The sequence below is a fragment of the Comamonas odontotermitis genome (genome assembly GCF_040396735.1).
Lineage (GTDB): Bacteria > Pseudomonadota > Gammaproteobacteria > Burkholderiales > Burkholderiaceae_C > Comamonas > Comamonas odontotermitis_C.
Genome location: NZ_JBEBNZ010000006.1, coordinates 126,778 through 144,511 on the forward strand (window position 1 = coordinate 126,778; position 17,734 = coordinate 144,511).

Sequence of the window (17,734 nt, forward strand, 5' to 3'; positions counted from 1 at the left end):
GAGTTTTTTGGAAACACTGATTCTTCCTTGTCCCGCTTGCCGAACCAGAACAGAAAGTCTCGCATGCCTTCTCGCATCCCTCCCAAGCCCAAACGATCCAAACAAACCCCAAAATCCGGTGCTCCGCGCCACTTTGCCGTCGTCGGTGCCGGTATGGCCGGTATCGCCTGCGCCCGCACGCTGCAGCAGGCGGGCCACCAGGTCACCGTGATCGAGGCACAGACCCAGGTCGGGGGCCGCATGGTCAGCCGCGATGGCAGCCACGGCAGTTTTGACCTGGGCGCGCAGTTCTTCACCGTGCGCGACCCGCGCTTCCAGCAGGCGCTGGACACCGCCCCCGGCGTCACCCGGCCCTGGAGCGTGAACGCCATCCGCACACTCGATTCGTCTGGCAAGGCGGTGGTCAGCCGGGCATCGATGGAGCCGCACCTGCTGGGCGTTCCCACCATGGACAGCCTGCTGCAGGTCTGGGCCGCGCCGCTGGCCGTGCGCCTGGGCGAGGAGGCCGTGGCTTTCGAGCGTGATGCGCTCAACCCCGATCAATGGCAGATCCGTACCGAAGACGCCGATGGCGGCGTGCATGTCTACGCCGGGCTCGATGGCGTGGTGCTGGCCGTCCCCGCCCCCGAAGCCGAAGTGCTGCTGGAGGAAAGCGACCTCACCCCGCCCGCCGACTGGAACCTGGGCGATGTGTACATTGCCCCCAGCTGGACCCTGCTGCTGAGCTTTGCCCACGCCGTGGACCCGGCCTTGACCAATATGGGCCCGCAGTGGAATGCCGCTCGCACCGAGCACCCGCGCATTACCTGGCTGGCACGTGAATCCTCCAAGCCCGGGCGCGGCAAGATGGAGCGCTGGACCGTGCAGGCCAGCCCCGACTGGGCCCGCAAGCATGAAAACGACGAACCCCAGCGCGTGGCCGCCAAGATGCTGCAGGCATTCTCCGAACTCACCCGCATCCGTGCTACGCCTACGGAGATGCGCGTGGTGCAATGGGGCTACGCCAAAACCATCAACCCGCTGCCCAAGGACGCACAAGGCAAGCCACGCAGCCACCTGTGGGATGCATCGCAGTGCGTGGGTCTGGCAGGCGACTGGTGCCTGGGCTACCGCGTGGAAGACGCCTTTGTCTCCGGGCTGGAACTGGCCCTGGCCGTACTTGGCGAAAAGGCCTGACACCTCGCCGGATACCTCTTCCGTTATCTCTGCCTGATAGCGCTTCTCATAGCGACATCAGACCGGTACCAGTGGCATCTACGGCCGCTGGTACTTTTTTCGCCCGAACAGTCCATGCACCAGGGCTGTCAAGTCTCGCTGGAGCCCAAGGCCAAATTGCCCACCGTGCGGCTTGCCAGCAGTGGATATGCGCTCTCCTGCCCCAGTTCCATCTGCGTTATCGACCAGGCCTGCTGCCATGGCGGCAGTTGGGCACAACCATGGGCCAGGGGCGCCAAAGGCACCGCCTGCCGGTAGCGAAACAGCGTGATGTGCTGAATCTGCGGCCGGTGTCTGCCGGGAAAACGGTCTCTGGCATGGTGCTCGATCTCGTCACGCAGGCGATCCATCGCAGCGGATGGCGAAAACTGCAGATAAATGGCCTTCTCCCCCACCAGAACCTGCCCCTGGTGCAGCACAAACGGCTCGTATCGCGAGGCCAGCGCCTGCAAGGCCATGAATGTTTCGGCCTCCAGCCCCAGCCACTCCTGCGGCCCGATGGCCACATGCTGCGTTCGCGCCCAGACGAGCTGAAAAATACTCAGGTGCAGCGTTGCCGCAGGCACACGGAGGAAGGCGCCCGCTGGCGCCAGCGCCTCGATCCGGTCCTGCAGCGCCACCAGCGCCTGCATCACATCTGGCGACGGCCTGACCACGATATTGATCGCAAAGGTGGGGTTGCCTATCTGGTGGTCGGGTACGGTCAAGCGGGTCATGGAAGAGGCACTGCGGTCAAGGCGGTTGAAAACGCGCCATTCTAGCCAGCCGCCTTGTGACTTGCGCCCTGCGCCACGGGTTGCCGCTGCTTCCTGCACAGCGGACAAAAAAATGCCACCTCGGTTGGCAGAGGTGGCACAAGGCCGGTAGAGCATGGAGTGCTTGGACTACCGACGAGGAGGTAGTGAAATGAGTGTTCTTCGTTTTACTGCAAAGCGTCAGAAAGCCGCAGGGCGCCACTTGAGCAAGCGTTTTTCCAGGCGAGTGAGCAGAAAATCCGCCCCCAGCGCAACGACAGCCAGCACGATCATGGCGGCAAATACACCGCTGGCATTGAAGGCACCCTGCGCGGTGGAGATCAACAGGCCGATACCTTCCTTGGCGCCGAGAAACTCGCCCACCACGGCGCCCACCAGCGCAAAGCCAAAGCTCACATGCAGGCTGGCAAGAATCCACGACATGGCCGACGGAATGACGACCGACATCGTCACCTGGCGCGGCGATGCGCCCAGAATCTGGGCATTGGCAATCATGTACTTGTCTGCCTCACGCACGCCCTGGAATGCGTTGGCAAACACCACAAAGAACACCATCACCACGGCCAGCGCCACCTTGGACGCCATGCCCAGGCCCAGCGCGATCACGAACACCGAACCCAGCACCACGCGAGGAATGGAGTTGGCGATCTGGATATAGATCGAAAACACATCGGAGAGCAGCTTGTTGCGGCCCAGCACAATGCCGCAGATCACGCCGGCAATAGAGCCAATCAAAAAGCCGATCACCGTTTCTTCCAGCGTCACCAGCACCTGCTGCCACAGCGGGCCTTGCGATGTGCCGTCGCGCATCCATTCCAAGATCTGGTTCCAGATCATGGATGGCATCGAGTAGAAGAAGGGATCGATCCACTTCATGCGGGCAGAGACCTCCCAGCCGCCCAGCACCGCGACGAGTACCAGCAGGCGCAACGCGATGATGACGGCCTTGCGGCGCTTGATGGCCGCCTGCGCAGCGATGGATTCCTGCGCCAGCGCAGCGTCGCTCACGGCAGCGGGGGTCTGGTCGGGCGCCACATGTGCGGGGGAAATGCCCGGGTTCAGGGTGAGTTCAGACATGGTGTATTCCTTCCCTCGTATTACTGGATATGGACTTCTTCGCGCAGGTCATCCCAGATGCGCTTGGACAGGTCGATGAACTGCGGGTCATAGCGCACCTCGCTCATGATGCGTGGGCGCGGCAGATCGATCTCGTACACACGCTTCAAGGTGGCGGGGCGCGCCGTCAGCACAAAAACGCGGTCGGCCAGGGCGATTGCCTCTTCCAGGTCATGCGTCACGAACACCACCGAGCCGCCGGAGCCCGACCACAGCCGCAGTAGCTCGTCCTGCATCAGGGTGCGGGTCTGCATGTCCAGCGCCGAGAACGGCTCGTCCATCAGCAGAATCTCGGGTTGGTTGATGAAGGTCTGGGCCAGCGCCACACGCTTGCGCATGCCGCCCGAGAGTTGGTGCGGGTAATGGTTGCCAAAATTGGCCAGGCCCACGCGGTGAATCCACTCGTCGGCCAGCTTGAGCGCCTGCTCGCACGGCGTGCCGCGAAAGATGGGGCCGGCAGCCACGTTATCGCGCACCGATTTCCAGGGGAAAACAGCATCGGCCTGAAAGACGAAACCGATGCGCGGATCAATCTGCTCCACCTTCTTGCCCATCACCCGCACCTCACCCACCGTGGGCTGCAGCAAGCTGGTGATCAGGTTGAGCGTGGTGGATTTGCCGCTGCCCGTGGGGCCGACGATGGCGATGAACTCGCCCTTGGCCACGCGCATCGAAAAGTTGCGCAGTGCCAGGGTGGCTGTGCCGTCTGGCGCAATGAAGCGCAGCGACACCTTGTCAAACTCAATCGCTGCATCCGCCTGTTGGGCGGGCGCTGCAGCACCTTGGGGCTGCAAAATGGTGGACGGCCGCGTGCTGGCAACCGCCTCGGTGGCGTAGGACATGAAATGCTCCTGGATGTTGGTGGATCGGCGCGCAGCGGGCAGCACGCGCCAAAAGGTGGCGCTCAGGTTCCTACTTCGCGTTCAGGTAGGCGTTGGAATAGGTCTTGGCCAGATCGATGTGCGCGCTCTTCACATTCGGCTTGTAGGCCGACAGCACCTTGAGCACGGTCTCCGGGCCGCCTTCTGGCATCTTCCCGTCCTTGGTGTACATGGGCAGCGAGGCCTTGAGCGCCGCCACATACAGCTCCTTGTCGTTGCCGTAGTAATCCTTGGGCATCTTCTCGGCAATCTCTTCAGCGCTGTGGCTGCTGATGTACTGCATGGTCTTGCCAAAGGCACGTGCCAGCTTGGCGGCCTGCTCCTTGTGGCTTGCGGCCCATTCGTTGCGCACGTACAGGCTGGCGGCAGGGTAGAGGCCGCCCAGCGCGGCCTTGGTGCCCTCTTCGCCGCGCATGTCCACCAGCACCTGCGCGTCACCCGTCTTGAGCATTTGCGACACGGTGGGCTCGGTCGTCATGCCAGCCTGGATACGGTCCTGTTTCATGCCGGCGATGAAGGAGTTGCCTGCGCCCACAGGCAGCAGCGAATAATCCTTGCTCGCCACGCCCTGCTTGTCGACCAGATAGCGGGTCAGAAACTCGGTGGACGAACCCAGGCCCGTGACGCCCAGCGTCTTGCCCTTGGCATCGGCCATGGACTTGAAACCCGCCGCAGCCGCCTTGGCAGAAACCAGCTCCACCTCACCCGGCACCTTGCAGAACACCGCAATCGCCTCGATTTCCTTGCCCTTGGCCTGCAGATCGATGGTGTGGTCGTAAAAACCCACCACGCCCTGCACGGCACCAGCGATCAACTGGTTTTCGGCATCCACGCCTGCGGGCTGCGACTGCAGTTCCACCTTCAGGCCCTCGTCCTTGAAGTAGCCCAGCGATTCGGCCAGCTTGGCGGGCAGATAAATGATCTTGTTGATGCCGCCCACCATGATGGTGACGGTGTCGCTGTCAGCGGCCTGCGCGGCAGGGCTTGCCATGCAGCAGACAGCGGCAGCCGCAATGGCAGCCAGCGCAGCACGGCGTGAAGTGTGGATGGTAGTCATGGTGCATCTCCTTGCGTTGTTGTCCGTGGTGCACCTGGGTCCGCTTGAGCGCCCGGTTGGGCGACCGCATAATGCACCGGATAGGAACAGAGTCTAGAAATGGCACCCTTTCAGTGCGCTTTCGCTGCACTGCAGCATTTTTAGTGGTTATCCCTGATCTCTTTTTTGGGTGCCTAGGGCGCCGTCGCATCTGATGAAAATTCTTCTGGTCGAAGACAACCTGGAACTGGCCCAATCCCTGGCGGAGCTGCTGCGCCAGCACGCCTTTGTGGTCGACCATGTGGACCGTGGCGACGCAGCCGACCAGTTGCTCACCCAGTCGCACTACGACCTGCTGCTGCTCGACTTGAACCTGCCGCAACTCACCGGCAAGGCCTTGCTGCGCCGACTGCGCGAGCGCGGCGACAGCGTACCGGTGATCGTGCTGACGGCCAGCGATTCGCTCGATCAGAAGGTGCTGTGTCTGGAGATCGGCGCCGATGACTACCTCGTCAAGCCGGTGGAAGTGCGAGAGCTTCTGGCGCGCATGCAGGCCATTGCCCGGCGGCAGATGCCCGGGCGCGACAACCACGTGCGCTGCGGCAACCTGCAGCTGGACCTGCGCACGCGCCTGTTCAGCGTGGCAGGCGAAGAGCTGGCCCTGCCACCGCGCGAGCGCAGCGTGCTCGAAGCACTGATGCTGCAGAACGGCAGCGCGCTGTCCAAACAACGGCTGATGGACGTGATCTACGGCATGGATGAAGACGCCAGCGCCGACGCCGTTGATCTGTACGTGCACCGCCTGCGCAAGAAACTGCAGGCGAGCGACACCACCATCATGACCCTGCGCGGCGTGGGCTACCTGCTCAAGCAAAAGCTGCCAGGCGGCGAATAGATGCTGCACAGCCTGCGCGCGCGCCTGGCCCTGTGGCTGCTGCTGCCGCTGGCGGTGCTGGTGGCCCTGTGCGGCTGGTTTGCACACGAACACGCCGAAGACGCGGCCGACTACGTGCAGGACCACGACCTGCTCTCGTCCGCCAAGATCCTCGCTGACCGCCTGATCTGGGAAGACGGCGACGTGCATGCCAGCGTGCCGCCCTCAGCACTCAGCCTGTTCATGTCACCCGCGCGCGACCATGTCTACCTGAGCGTGACCGATGCGCAAGGACAGCTGCTGGCAGGACAGCAGGATTTCCCCCAGCCGCAACAGTTGCAATTGAGCGGCAGCGACAACGCCCAGTGGTACGACGCGGTATGGCAGGGCCAGCCCATCCGCGCCGTCATCACGCGCCGCGCCATGTACGACGTGGCCGGCGCGCGGGAAATCACCATTCTGGTCGGCAAAACCACCCACAGCCGCGACAACATGGTGCAGACACTGTGGTGGCCCACCATGGAATACCTGCTATGGGCCTTGGCCGTGGCCGTCCTGGTGAGTGCCACCGCGCTGACCCTGGAGCTGCGACCCCTGCTGCGCATGGCGCGCCAGTTGGCCGCACGCCCCGCCAAGGAGCTGGATTTCCACCTTGATTCACGTCAATTGCACCAGGAGCTGCGGCCCCTCGCCGACACCGTCAACCAGTTTGCGCGCACCATCCGCGCCCAGGTGGCACGGCAGCGGCAGTTCATCTCGGATGCGGCGCACCAGTTGCGCACACCGCTGGCCATCCAGGCCCATACGCTGGAGCAGGCCCTGGGCCAGACGCCGGCAGCGCTGGCCGAGCTCTCCATCGCCCAGCGCCTGGCCATCCTGCAACGGCTGCAGCGCAGCAACCAGCAATTGGTAAACGTGACCAACCAGCTCCTCACCTTGGCACAGGCAGAGGCAGGCAGCACAACGCAAGCGGCGCAGTGGGTGGATTTGCGAGCCCTCTGCCTGCAGTGCCTGGAAGCCATGGCCCCCGCAGCCGACCAGAAACAGATCGACCTGGGCTGGGAGGAGAAAGAAGAAGCCGAGAGAAGCGAGACTGCACGCAATGCCACGCCAGCTACGGGCACCACGGCTACGAAGAGCGCCCCTCCGTTTTCCTTGTTCACCCCCAGCCGCCTGCTGCCCGAGTTGATTGCCAACCTGGTGGACAACGCCATCCGCTATACGCCGCCGCAAGGCCAGGTCACCCTGGGCCTGCACGCGCAGGCTGACAGCCTGCTGCTGTTTGTTGAAGACAATGGCCCCGGCATTCCCACCCAGAGCCGCGACCAGGTGCTGGAGCGCTTTTACCGCCTGGCCAACAACACGCCCGGCACGGGGCTGGGCCTGGCCATCGTGCAGGAAGTGGCGCAGGCCAGCGGCGGCACCCTGCAACTGGCCGACGCCCAACAATCCTACTCGCCCCCGTTTGGCCCAGGCCTGCGCATCAGCGTGCGCTTTGCGCGCAAGGCTGCGAGCTAGCCGCGCGTGCAGTACGCAGTACACTTTCGGCCCTATGAAACCTTCCACCTACGTGGGCCGCTTTGCCCCTTCGCCCACCGGTCCGCTGCATGCGGGCTCGCTGGTGGCGGCGCTTGCTTCCTGGCTGGATGCGCGTGCGCATGGCGGGCGCTGGCTGGTGCGGATCGAAGACATTGATCCGCCGCGCTGCCCGATTGGCATGGGGGAAGAAATCCTGCGCCAGCTCCTGGCCTGTGGCCTCGTTCCCGATGATCCACCTCAGTGGCAATCGGCCCGCCACCCACTGTATGCGCAGGCGCTGGCTCAGTTGCAGGCCGGAGGCTGGGCTTACGCATGTGGCTGCACGCGGCGTGACATGGAAGCCGCGCTGGTCGCCCAGGGCCATGTGCATGAGCGCCACGGCGAACGCCCCTACCCCGGCACCTGCCGTGATGGCCTGCATGGCAAGCCCGCGCGCAGTTGGCGCTTTCATACCGTGCGCTACCAGCAAAGCCTGGTTGCAACGACCGCCAGCACAGAACAGATCAGCGCAGTAACTCCCTTTTTCATGGCAAACCAGCAATTGCACTGGCACGACCGGCTGCTGGGTGACCTGCTCCAGGACGTGGCCTCGACGGTGGGGGATTTTCTGGTGCAGCGTGCCGACGGCCTGTGGGCCTACCAGTTGGCGGTGGTGGTGGATGATGCCGAGCAAGGCATCACCGATGTGGTGCGCGGCGCCGATCTGGCCGACAACACCCCACGCCAGATGCTGCTGCAGCACGCGCTGGGACTACCTACACCGCGCTATATGCATACGCCGCTGGTGCTGCAGGCCGATGGCGAAAAGCTGTCCAAGCAGTACGGCGCGCCGTCCATTGCGACTGGCAACGAGGCGCAGGCCCTGGCCGCATTGCAGCAGGCCGGGCGCTTTCTGGGGCTGGAGAGCCATGTTGGCCAACGCATCGGCCAGACGCTGGAACATTGGGTTCCGCAATGGGCGGCGCGCCATGTGGAGAAACCGGCGCCTCAATCGGTGCCCCAAGACGGATTGCGCCCTTAAATCCACCTACCGCCAACCACGCAGGCAGAAAACCTACAATACCGGGCTACGCACGCCTGTCTTGGCAGCGCCTGCAGATATATCAATTTTTCCTCAGTTCTGACAAAGCAGGCAGACCGGCCTCCATTTTCTTTGGCCCGCCGCGCCTGCCCCCGCGCTCACCATGCAAGATTCTTCGACGCCAGAGGCGAATCCATCCGCCGCCGAACCCATCGTCACCAATGCCGCAGACGCCAGCAGCACGCCCGGCCACGCACCAGCCGATGTTGCGCATCCCAAGACGATCCGGTCCTACGTTCGCCGCGCAGGCCGCACCACCACGGGGCAGGCCAAGGCATTCGAAGAGTTTGGCGAGCGTTACGTGCTCGAATACACCGGCCAGCCGTTCGATGCACAAACCGCCTTTGGCCGCTCCGCGCCTTTGATCCTGGAGATCGGCTTTGGCATGGGTGAAGCCACCGCGCACATTGCACGCGTGCGCCCCGACGACAATTTTCTGTGCTGCGAAGTGCACGAACCCGGCGTGGGCGCCCTGCTCAAGCGCATTGGCGAACAGGACATCACCAATATCCGTATCTTCCAGCACGATGCAGTGGAGGTGCTCGAGAACATGCTGCAACCCGGCATGCTGGACGGCATCCATGTCTTCTTTCCCGATCCATGGCACAAGAAGAAGCACAACAAGCGCCGCCTCATCCAGCCGCCTTTCGTGGCCAAACTGGTGGATCGCCTCAAGATTGGTGGCTATATCCACTGCGCCACCGATTGGCAACCCTACGCCGAGCAGATGCTGGAAGTGCTGTCGGCCAACCCGCAGTTGCGAAACACGGCAGAGGGCTATGCCCCGCAGCCCGATTACCGACCGCTCACCAAGTTTGAAAACCGCGGCCTGCGCCTGGGCCATGGCGTGTGGGATCTGGTGTACCGCCGCGCACAATAAACCGCGCAATCGTTTCAAGGGCTGCTTTGCAGCCCTTTTTACTGCGCCAACTCGTGGCAAAGACGCTATCGGGTGGATATACATCAATGCAGCATTTTCGGGTCGTTTCAGCGCTCAGCGACCGCCCAGAAAGCGCTGTCAGCTATAAAAATAATGCGCCAGAGGGCGGCATCGCTGCCAATCGGGTAGGATGGCTGCTGGCGTTGCACAGGCTGCGCCAATGGCAGGCCGCCGCCCCTCTGTGCCGCACATCCGCGCGCACCTTTGCAAAGGCCCATCCTTTGCCCCGCGCACGGCGCGGACCCGCAATACCGGCGCCCGCCATACACCTACCCATTGACTTGATATGACTGTCTCCAGCTTTCAACTCCAACCCGTGGACACCACCATCTCGGCCGACCAGCCCGAAGCATTGCGCAGCTACGGCTGGGCTACGGCCACCCCTGGCCCTTCGCTGCTGATCTTTGGTGCCGTGCATGGCAACGAGCAGAGCGGCACGCACGCCATCCGCCGCTGGATCGAGCGTTTTGAATCCGGCCAGGCGCGCCTCAAGCGCGGGCGCCTCACCATGGTGCCGGTGGCCAATCCAAAGGCCTTCATCAAGAACGAGCGCGAAGGCGATCGCAATCTCAACCGCAACTTTGTGCCAACCGACAAGCCCCAGAACTTTGAAGACCATGTCGTCAATGCGCTGGCCCCCTTGCTGGAGAGCCACGATGCCCTGCTCGACCTGCATTCCTACAGCGGCGACGGCGTGCCATTTGCGATGACCGGCCCCCTCAACAACACCGGCACGCTGGAGCCCTTTGCCCGCCAGCAGGAGGAAGAAGCCTTTGCCAAGGCCGTTGGCCTGCCCACCATCGTGCAGGGCTGGCTGGAGGTGTATGACAAGGCGGTCCAGGCCAGCAATGGTGCCATTCGCGCCGAGCACGGCATCGGCACCAACGAGTTCATGCGCAGCCGTGGCGGCTATGCGATCACGGTGGAATCGGGCTCCCACGCCGACCCGGAGGCCATCGAGATCGCCGACCGCTGCATTGCCGGTGTGCTGAATCTGCTGGACATGGCCGATGTGACCGTCGAGCCGGTGGCGCGCTACACCACGCACCACATGAAGGACGTCTTCATGCGTCAGCACAAGGACGACAAGATGACCCGCGAGTGGCAGAACTTCGACCCCTTCAAGAAGGGCGATCTGCTGGCCACGCGCGCCGATGGCACGCAGATCCTGGCGCCATTCGATGGCTGCATGATCTTCCCGCAAAGCGATGCGGAAGTGAACCGTGAATGGTTCTATCTGGCGCTGACCGACCACGCGTAAATCTGCCCTCCATAGCAAGCATAGTATGAAAGGCATGTTGCGCTTGCGCAGCATGCCTTTTTTGCTATCAATTCAGGATTAACCCGCAGATGCCGCGCCGGTGGCTGCAATGCATCATGCCGCCTGCTAAGCTCGGCAGGATTGGAGACACCATGAGCGATATGAACAACGACACCCTCCTGATTCCCGAATCGCAATTGCATGACCTGTCGATGCGCGTGCTGCAGCACCTGGGCCTGAGCGCGGCGCACGCCAGCGCCATGACGCGCATTGTGGTTGCGGGCCAGCGCGATGCCTGCCAGTCGCACGGCGCCTACCGCATTCTGAGCGCAGCGCAGACGATCCGCACCGGTCTGGTGGACCTGCAGGCAGAGCCCATCGTGCAACCCACACAGGGCGCGATCACGCGGGTGGACGCGCGCAAGGCATTCTCGCCGCTGGCACTGGAAGCTGGCTTGCCGCATCTGGTGGCGGCCACGCGCCAGCTCGGCATGGGCGCGCTGGTCATCAACCATTGCTTTCATTTCACCGCCCTGTGGCCCGAAGTGGAAATGCTCACCGCCCAGGGCCTGGCTGCACTGGTGATGACGCCCAGCCACGCCTGGGTGGCCCCCACGGGTGGCAAGCGCGGCGTGTTCGGCACCAACCCGATTGCCTTTGGCTGGCCGCGCCCGGGCCCGTATCCCTATGTGTTTGACTTTGCCACCAGCGCCATCGCACGCGGCGACCTGGAGCTGCACCGTCGCGCTGGCAAGCGCTTGCCCGAAGGCGCCGGGGTGGATGCAGACGGCGCCCCCTCCACCGACCCGGTGGCCGTAGCCAAGGGCGCCATGCTGACCTTTGGCGGCCACAAGGGGTCGGCCCTGTCCACCATGGTGGAGTTGATGGCCGGTGCGCTGATTGGTGACCTCAACAGCCAGGGCTCGATGGATTTTGATGCAGGCAAAGGCGGTGTGCCCTACCACGGCCACCTCCTGCTGGCCTTTGACCCGCAGCGATTTGCAGGCGGCGAGTGGCCTGCCTCGCAGGAGCGCGCCGAGGCCATGTTTGCAGCCATTACCGACCAGGGCGCCCGCCTGCCGTCAGAGCGCCGCTTCGCCGCCCGCGCCCAGAGCGCCAAGCAGGGCATCAGCATCTCGCGTGCGCTCTACAACGACATTGAAGCCCTGCTGCAGTGACACGGTGGTTGCGTTGATTCAAAAAGAAGAGCTGGCTGCGCTTGCGGTGATGAGGTTTAGACCCTTAAGGTCTATAAAACCCAATAAACGCAACCGCTACCAGCTCATTTTTCGATAGCTTTAGCTTCGCCAGGGCGTTGCCACCCCTATTGCGCCAACCGGCACGCAATCTCCGCAACCAACTGCTCGCCCAGCGCAGCCTTGCTGGCACGGGGCAGTTCCTGATGGCCGTGCGCATCCACCAGCAGCAAGGCGTTGTCGTCCTTGCCAAATGTGGCCGGGCCGATATTGCCCACCAGTAGCGGAATCTGTTTGCGGCGGCGCTTGGCCTCTGCGTTGGCCAGCAGGTTTTCACTTTCTGCCGCAAAGCCGACGCAGTAGAGCTGGCCGCTTTGGGCGCGCGGCAGTTGCGCCACGGTGGCCAGAATGTCGGGGTTCTCCACAAACGCCATCTGCGGCACCTGGCCGCTGCCATCTTTCTTGATCTTCTGGTCGGCAGCCTGGGCCGGGCGCCAGTCAGCCACGGCTGCGGTGGCAACAAAGATATCGGCGCCATCCACGTTGCTCAGCACGGCATCGAGCATGTTCTGCGCCGATTGCACATCGATGCGGCGCACGCCGCGCGGCGTGGGCACATGCACCGGACCAGCCACCAGGGTAACCTGCGCACCGGCCGCCTGGGCGGCCCGCGCAATGGCAAAACCCATCTTGCCGCTGGAGAGGTTGGTGATGCCGCGCACCGGGTCGATCGCCTCGAAGGTGGGCCCGGCGGTGATCAGCAGTTTCTTGCCTGCAAGCGATTTGGCGGCAAAGAAGTACTGCAGCTCTTCTTCGATCTCGGCAGCTTCGAGCATGCGGCCATCGCCGGTCTCGCCACAGGCCTGGTCGCCATTGCCCACACCCAGCACCACGGCGCCATCGGCCTGCACCTGGCGCAGGTTACGCTGCGTGGCCGGGTGTGCCCACATCTCGCGGTTCATGGCGGGAGCAAGAATGAGCGGCACCGTCCCCATGGGCCGCGCCAAGCACAGTAGGCTCAGCAGCTCGTCGGCCCTGCCCTGCACCAGGCGGGCGATGAAATCTGCGCTGCACGGCGCAATCACAATGGCGTCTGCCTCGCGGCTCAGGTTGATGTGCGGCATGTTGTTGTGTTCGCGCGCATCCCACTGCGATACATAGACAGGCCGGTTGGAGAGGGCCTGCATGGTCACCGGCGTCATGAACTGGGTGGCCGATTCGGTCATCACCACCTGCACGGTGGCGCCCGCCTTGGTAAGGCGGCGGCACAGCTCGGCCGATTTGAAAGCGGCAACGCCGCCGGACATGCCGAGGACAATATGTTTTCCATGGAGCTGGTTCATGCCCGCCAATGTAGCAGAGCCCCATGGCGCAGCGCCTGCCCGCCATGCAAAGGCGCATGCCAGCATGGCCAATCCCATGCATTTTGCAGACCATTGCCTGCACCTCGCGCACCGCCTTCGCAAGCGCCTTTATAATCAGAATTTCCCACCTCCCAAAAAGACATGACCAAATTTGTCTTCGTCACTGGCGGTGTGGTGTCTTCCCTCGGTAAGGGAATCGCCTCAGCCTCCCTTGCAGCGATTTTGGAATCGCGCGGACTCAAAGTCACCCTGATCAAGCTGGATCCCTACATCAACGTGGATCCAGGCACCATGTCCCCCTTCCAGCACGGCGAAGTGTTCGTGACTGACGACGGCGCAGAGACCGACCTGGATCTGGGCCACTATGAGCGTTTCATCGAAACGCGCATGCGCCAGTCCAACAACTTCACGACCGGCCGCATCTACCAGAGCGTGCTGGAAAAAGAACGCCGTGGTGATTACCTGGGCAAGACCGTGCAGGTCATTCCCCACATCACCAATGAGATCCAGGAATACGTCAAGCGCGGCGCCGGTATCGGCACCGACCACGCGGTGGACGTGGCAATCTGCGAGATTGGCGGCACGGTCGGCGATATCGAATCGCTGCCCTTCCTCGAAGCGGTGCGCCAGCTCTCGCTCAAGCTCGGCCCCAACAACTCGGCCTTCGTGCACCTGACCTACCTGCCTTACATTGCGGCGGCTGGCGAGCTCAAGACCAAGCCCACCCAGCACACGGTGCAGAAGCTGCGCGAAATCGGTATCCAGCCCGATGCGCTGCTGTGCCGCGCCCAGCATGCCGTCCCCGAGGAAGAGCGTGACAAGATCTCCTTGTTCACCAATGTGCAGTCCTGGGGCGTCATCAGCATGTGGGATGTGGACACCATCTACAAGGTGCCCCGCATGCTGCACGAGCAAGGCCTGGACGGCTTGATCTGCGACAAGCTGCGCCTGAACACGCCGCCCGCCAACCTCAAGCGCTGGGACGACCTGGTGTACGAGACCGAGCACCCCAAGGGCGAGGTCTCGATTGCCATGGTTGGCAAGTATGTGGAGCTGTCGGACGCCTACAAATCGGTCAACGAAGCGCTCAAGCACGCCGGCATGCAGAACCATGTGCGCGTGAAGATCACGCACGTGGATTCCGAAACGGTGGACGACAAGGCCGCTGCCGAAATGCTCAAGAGCTACGACGGCATTCTGGTGCCCGGCGGCTTTGGCTCGCGCGGTGTGGAAGGCAAGATCTCCACCGCCCGCTACGCCCGCGAGCACAAGGTGCCCTACCTGGGCATCTGCCTGGGCATGCAGGTGGCCACCATTGAATACGCGCGCCACGTGGCGGGCCTGGACAATGCCAACTCCACCGAGTTCGACCGCCAAACGCCCCACCCCGTGATCGCGCTGATCACCGAGTGGAAGGATGCCGACGGCACGATCAAGACGCGTGACGAAAACTCCGACCTGGGCGGCACCATGCGCCTGGGCGCGCAATCGTCCGATGTGCAGTCAGGCAGCCTGGCCCACAGCATCTACGGCGATGTGGTGACCGAGCGTCACCGCCACCGCTACGAAGCCAACACCCAGTACCTGGACAAGCTGCGCGACGCAGGCCTGGTGATTTCCGCGCTGACCCAGCGCGAGCACCTGACCGAAATCGTCGAGCTGCCTGCCAAGGTGCACCCCTGGTACATCGGCGTGCAGTTCCACCCCGAGTTCAAGTCCACCCCCTGGGCGGGCCATCCGCTGTTCAATGCCTTCATCAAGGCGGCCGTGGACCGCAAGAAGGTAGTTTCCAAGTAAAAAACAGGCGCCAGTGCAATCACTGCAGGCGCCAGGCGCTATGAAAAACAAAGCATCCACCGGTGCACACCGTTTTTCATGGCGCCTCACCACCCCTTATCGCTGAGGAGCCTTCCATGCAATTGTGCGGATTTGACATCGGCCTCGACAAACGCTTTTTCCTGATTGCCGGCCCCTGCGTGGTCGAATCCGAACAGCTGCAGATGGATGTGGCCGGCCAGCTCAAGGAAATCACCGCGTCGCTGGGCATTCCTTTCATCTTCAAGAGCAGCTTCGACAAGGCCAACCGATCCTCGGGCACGAGCTTTCGCGGCCCCGGCATGGAAAAGGGCCTGGAGATTCTCGCCAAGGTGAAAAAGGAGCTGAACGTTCCCATCCTCACCGATGTGCACACCGAGGCCGAAGTGCCGTACGTGGCCAGCGTTGTCGATGTGCTGCAGACGCCGGCTTTCCTCTGCCGCCAGACTGACTTCATCCGCGCCTGCGCGCAGTCGGGCAAGCCGGTCAATATCAAGAAGGGCCAGTTCCTGGCGCCGCACGATATGAAGAATGTCATCGACAAGGCCCGTGCCGCCGCCAAGGAAGCAGGCCTGCCCGAGGACAGCTTTCTGGCCTGCGAGCGTGGCGCCAGCTTTGGCTACAACAACCTGGTGAGCGACATGCGCTCGCTGGCCATCATGCGCGAGACGAATGCCCCTGTGGTGTTTGACGCCACGCACAGCGTGCAGTTGCCCGGCGGCAATGGCACCAGCAGTGGCGGCATGCGCGAGATGGTGCCCGTGCTGGCCCGCGCAGCCATTGCCGTGGGCGTGGCTGGCGTGTTCATGGAAACCCATCCCGATCCCTGCAACGCCCTGTCCGACGGCCCCAACGCCGTGCCGCTCAAGCACATGAAGGCGCTGCTGGAGACCCTGGTTGCACTGGACAATGTCACCAAGAAGAGTGGCTACCTCGAAAACAATTTTGGAGCATAAGCATGGCCTCTGCCTACATCATCGCGTCGGTCACCGTCACCAACCCTGAGCAGTACGAGGAATACCGCAAGTACAGCACCATCGCCATGCAAGCCTATGGCGCCGAAGTCTGCGTGCGCGGCGGCAAGGTGGAAGTGATCGAAGGCGACTGGAACCCTGGCCGCACCGTGATCCTCAAGTTCAAGGACGCCGAGAGCGCACATAAGTTTTATAACTCCCCGGAATACACCAAGGCCCGCGCGGCGCGCGAAGGTGCCGCTATCATGCGCATGGTTCTGGTCGAAGGTGTGTAACCGTTTGGGACGTTTTTTAGCCCCCAGCGCACGTATATCGCGCGGCTGCAGCTCCTCTTTTTGCAGCAACGCAACCCGTTTTTCAATCTCTGAAAGGCTCTAAAGTGAGTGCAATTGTTGATATCGTTGGCCGCGAAATTCTGGATTCGCGTGGTAACCCCACCGTCGAATGCGATGTGCTGCTGGAATCGGGTGTGATGGGCCGTGCGGCCGTGCCGTCGGGCGCCTCCACCGGCTCCCGCGAAGCCATCGAGCTGCGTGATGGCGACAAGAGCCGTTACCTGGGCAAGGGTGTGCTCAAGGCAGTCGAGCACATCAACACCGAAATCTCCGAAGCCATCCTGGGCCTGGATGCGGCCGAGCAGGCCTTCCTGGACAAGACCCTGATCGACCTGGACAACACCGACAACAAGAGCCGCCTGGGCGCCAATGCCATGCTGGCCGTGTCAATGGCTGTCGCCCGCGCCGCTGCCGAAGAAGCCGGTTTGCCGCTGTACCGCTACTTTGGCGGCATGGCAGGCGTGCAGCTGCCCGTGCCGATGATGAACGTCATCAACGGCGGCGCCCACGCCAACAACAGCCTGGACCTGCAGGAATTCATGATCGTGCCCGTGGGCGCGCCGAGCTTCCGCGAAGCACTGCGCTGGGGCGCCGAGGTGTTCCACGCCTTGAAGAAGATCATCGACAGCCGTGGCATGCCAACCGCCGTGGGCGACGAAGGCGGCTTTGCGCCATCGGTCGAAAACCATGAAGCAGCGATCCAGTTGATTCTGGAAGCCATCGACAAGGCTGGCTACACCGCTGGCGACCAGATCGCGCTGGCCCTGGACTGCGCTGCCTCCGAGTTCTACAAGGACGGCAAGTATGTGCTCGAAGGCGAAGGCGGCATCAGCCTGACGGCCGAGCAATGGACCGACATGCTGGCCGCCTGGTGCGACAAGTACCCCATCATCTCCATCGAAGACGGCATGCACGAAGGCGACTGGGATGGCTGGAAGGTGCTGACCGAGCGCCTGGGCAAGAAGGTGCAGCTGGTGGGCGACGACCTGTTCGTCACCAACACCAAGATCCTCAAGGAAGGCATCGACAAGGGCATTGCCAATTCGATCTTGATCAAGATCAACCAAATCGGCACCCTGAGCGAAACCTTTGCTGCCATTGAAATGGCCAAGCGCGCAGGCTACACCGCCGTGATCTCGCACCGCTCCGGCGAAACCGAGGACAGCACGATTGCCGACATCGCCGTGGGCCTGAACGCTGGCCAGATCAAGACCGGCTCGCTCAGCCGCTCGGACCGCATGGCCAAGTACAACCAGTTGCTGCGCATCGAGGAAGACCTGGGCGAAGTGGCCGTGTACCCTGGCCGCGCCGCCTTTTACAATCTGCGTTAAGCTTGCGGCTTTAGCCATTGT

At 63.0% G+C, this 17,734-nt stretch carries 16 protein-coding genes; 11 read left to right on the top strand and 5 right to left on the bottom strand.

The features are described 5' to 3' along the window. The first annotated feature begins 63 nt into the window (after positions 1-63). Complete coding sequence (locus ACH2DG_RS08170; protein WP_395025378.1) at positions 64-1,176, top strand: NAD(P)/FAD-dependent oxidoreductase; 1,113 nt, start codon at positions 64-66, stop codon at positions 1,174-1,176. Positions 1,177-1,304: 128 nt separating this feature from the next. On the opposite strand, the gene ACH2DG_RS08175 is transcribed toward ACH2DG_RS08170, so the two are convergent. From ACH2DG_RS08175 to ACH2DG_RS08190, 4 genes are all read right to left on the bottom strand, one after another. Then, positions 1,305-1,931, bottom strand: a complete 627-nt coding sequence (locus ACH2DG_RS08175; RefSeq protein WP_395025380.1) for a 2'-5' RNA ligase family protein — start codon at positions 1,929-1,931, stop codon at positions 1,305-1,307. 219 nt (positions 1,932-2,150) lie between these two features. Further along, the gene (locus ACH2DG_RS08180; RefSeq protein WP_395025382.1) at positions 2,151-3,047 is read right to left on the bottom strand and encodes an ABC transporter permease; all 897 of its coding nucleotides are present in this window, start codon (positions 3,045-3,047) and stop codon (positions 2,151-2,153) included. Positions 3,048-3,067: 20 nt separating this feature from the next. Beyond that, positions 3,068-3,928, bottom strand: a complete 861-nt coding sequence (locus ACH2DG_RS08185; RefSeq protein WP_395025384.1) for an ABC transporter ATP-binding protein — start codon at positions 3,926-3,928, stop codon at positions 3,068-3,070. A 70-nt stretch (positions 3,929-3,998) separates the two neighbouring features. Further along, positions 3,999-4,958, bottom strand: coding sequence for an ABC transporter substrate-binding protein (locus ACH2DG_RS08190; protein ID WP_395025444.1), 960 nt, complete (start codon positions 4,956-4,958; stop codon positions 3,999-4,001). A 259-nt stretch (positions 4,959-5,217) separates the two neighbouring features. Between ACH2DG_RS08190 and ACH2DG_RS08195 the strand changes: the two genes are divergently transcribed. The 6 genes from ACH2DG_RS08195 (at position 5,218) to ACH2DG_RS08220 (ending at position 11,876) form a co-directional block, all read left to right on the top strand. Next, positions 5,218-5,898, top strand: a complete 681-nt coding sequence (locus tag ACH2DG_RS08195; protein WP_395025386.1) for a response regulator — start codon at positions 5,218-5,220, stop codon at positions 5,896-5,898. After that, entirely contained in the window at positions 5,899-7,395 is a 1,497-nt protein-coding gene (locus tag ACH2DG_RS08200; protein ID WP_395025388.1) for a sensor histidine kinase, read from the top strand. A gap of 34 nt (positions 7,396-7,429) precedes the next feature. Further along, positions 7,430-8,437, top strand: coding sequence for a tRNA glutamyl-Q(34) synthetase GluQRS (gluQRS, locus tag ACH2DG_RS08205; protein ID WP_395025390.1), 1,008 nt, complete (start codon positions 7,430-7,432; stop codon positions 8,435-8,437). A 163-nt stretch (positions 8,438-8,600) separates the two neighbouring features. Beyond that, the gene (gene trmB, locus ACH2DG_RS08210) at positions 8,601-9,377 is read left to right on the top strand and encodes a tRNA (guanosine(46)-N7)-methyltransferase TrmB (protein ID WP_395025392.1); all 777 of its coding nucleotides are present in this window, start codon (positions 8,601-8,603) and stop codon (positions 9,375-9,377) included. 346 nt (positions 9,378-9,723) lie between these two features. Then, complete coding sequence (locus tag ACH2DG_RS08215; protein WP_395025394.1) at positions 9,724-10,698, top strand: succinylglutamate desuccinylase/aspartoacylase family protein; 975 nt, start codon at positions 9,724-9,726, stop codon at positions 10,696-10,698. A gap of 161 nt (positions 10,699-10,859) precedes the next feature. Further along, positions 10,860-11,876: an Ldh family oxidoreductase gene (locus tag ACH2DG_RS08220; protein ID WP_395025446.1), complete on the top strand. Its 1,017-nt coding sequence runs from the start codon at positions 10,860-10,862 to the stop codon at positions 11,874-11,876. A 146-nt stretch (positions 11,877-12,022) separates the two neighbouring features. On the opposite strand, the gene coaBC is transcribed toward ACH2DG_RS08220, so the two are convergent. Further along, positions 12,023-13,237, bottom strand: a complete 1,215-nt coding sequence (coaBC, locus tag ACH2DG_RS08225; protein ID WP_395025396.1) for a bifunctional phosphopantothenoylcysteine decarboxylase/phosphopantothenate--cysteine ligase CoaBC — start codon at positions 13,235-13,237, stop codon at positions 12,023-12,025. Positions 13,238-13,399: 162 nt separating this feature from the next. On the opposite strand from coaBC, the gene ACH2DG_RS08230 reads away from it, so the two are divergent. The 4 genes from ACH2DG_RS08230 to eno all read left to right on the top strand — a co-directional run bounded on the left by ACH2DG_RS08230 (position 13,400) and on the right by eno (position 17,713). Next, entirely contained in the window at positions 13,400-15,055 is a 1,656-nt protein-coding gene (locus ACH2DG_RS08230; protein ID WP_224152280.1) for a CTP synthase, read from the top strand. Positions 15,056-15,171: 116 nt separating this feature from the next. Next, positions 15,172-16,029 carry a 3-deoxy-8-phosphooctulonate synthase gene (kdsA, locus tag ACH2DG_RS08235; RefSeq protein WP_395025398.1) on the top strand — a complete coding sequence of 286 codons (858 nt, stop codon included), beginning with the start codon at positions 15,172-15,174 and terminating at the stop codon, positions 16,027-16,029. A 2-nt stretch (positions 16,030-16,031) separates the two neighbouring features. After that, positions 16,032-16,322 carry a DUF1330 domain-containing protein gene (locus ACH2DG_RS08240; RefSeq protein WP_184709287.1) on the top strand — a complete coding sequence of 97 codons (291 nt, stop codon included), beginning with the start codon at positions 16,032-16,034 and terminating at the stop codon, positions 16,320-16,322. A 104-nt stretch (positions 16,323-16,426) separates the two neighbouring features. After that, entirely contained in the window at positions 16,427-17,713 is a 1,287-nt protein-coding gene (gene eno / locus ACH2DG_RS08245) for a phosphopyruvate hydratase (protein WP_224152277.1), read from the top strand. Positions 17,714-17,734 lie beyond the last annotated feature (21 nt).